1 protein-coding gene is annotated in these 1229 nt (G+C 64.5%); it reads left to right on the top strand.

Annotated elements, in window-relative coordinates; all coding sequences use genetic code 11:
* Window positions 1-66: 66 nt before the first annotated feature.
* Window positions 67-1199 (top strand): IS3 family transposase gene (locus WAF18_RS17290; RefSeq protein ID WP_337246205.1). Its coding sequence is split into 2 segments (ribosomal slippage): window positions 67-322 and window positions 322-1199, totalling 1134 coding nucleotides; the frame shifts between segments, so codons are not numbered across the junction.
* Window positions 1200-1229: the final 30 nt, after the last annotated feature.

Genomic DNA, 1229 nt, shown 5'->3' with positions numbered 1-1229 from the left:
TGACCTGCCCCCACTGAGCCGTACCACTAAAAGCTAGGTAGAGTCCGTCACCCAGAGAGGACGGACATGCGCAAGAGTCGCTTCAAGACGGAACAGATCATCGGCTTCATCAAGCAGGCCGAGGCCGGCATGGCGGTATCGGAGTTGGGCCGGCAGCACGGCTTCAGCCCGGCCAGCTTCTACGCCTGGCGCGCCAAGTACGGTGGCATGGAGGTTGAGGACGCCAAGCGGCTGAAGGAGCTCGAGTCCGAGAACGCCCGGCTCAAGCGATTGCTGGCCGAGGCGCACCTGGACATTGAGGCGCTCAAGGTGGGCTTCGGGGTAAAACGCTAGCCCCGCAACGCAAGCGCGAGGCGGTCCGTCGCATGCTCGAAGCGACCCCAGTGAGCGAGCGACGGGCCTGCCGCCTTGCGGGGCTGTCCCGCGATGCTTTCCGCCATCCGCCCGAACAGGCGCCTGCAACGCAGGTTCTGTCGGCGCGGATCATCGAACTGGCGCAAGTGCGCCGCAGGTTCGGCTATCGCCGCCTGCACGACCTGCTGCGTTCGGAGTACCCAGCTGTGAACCACAAGAAGGTCTATCGCCTCTATCGCGAGGCGAATTTGGCAGTGCGTCGCCGCAAAAAGGTCCGCAGGCCACCGAGCGAACGCCAAGCACTGTCGGCTGCAACCGCGCCCAATGCGGTGTGGAGCATGGATTTCGTCAGCGACGCGCTGGCCAACGGTCGTCGCCTGAAGAGCCTGACGGTCGCCGACGACTTCACCCACGAGTGTGTGGACATCACAGTCGACCACGGCATCAGCGGCACCTACGTCGTCCGCGTGCTCGATCAGGCCGCAAGGTTCCGCGGCTACCCGAAGGCCGTGCGCACGGACAACGGCCCGGAGTTCACCAGTCGCGCTTTCATCGCATGGGCGCAGCAACATGGCATCGAGCACCTGCTGATCGAGCCCGGCCGGCCCATGCAGAACGGCTACATCGAGAGCTTCAACGGCAAGTTCCGGGACGAGTGCCTGAACGAGCACTGGTTCACGTCACTTGCCCAGGCCCGCGCCGTCATCACCGAGTGGCGTCGGGATTACAACGAGGTAAGACCGCACAGCAGCTGTGGGCGCATTCCGCCCGCCCAGTTCGCTGCCAACCACCGTGCCCAACCCCATCCACCCAAAGTACCCTTCAACCCCGGGCTCTCCCAGTAACTGGTGGTACGGCTACTGGGGGCAGGTCAA

The sequence above is a fragment of the Luteimonas sp. gir genome (assembly GCF_037198055.1).
Lineage (GTDB): Bacteria > Pseudomonadota > Gammaproteobacteria > Xanthomonadales > Xanthomonadaceae > Luteimonas > Luteimonas citri_A.
Note: the sequence above shows the minus strand (reverse complement) of the source record. Positions and strands in the feature narration are given on the sequence as shown.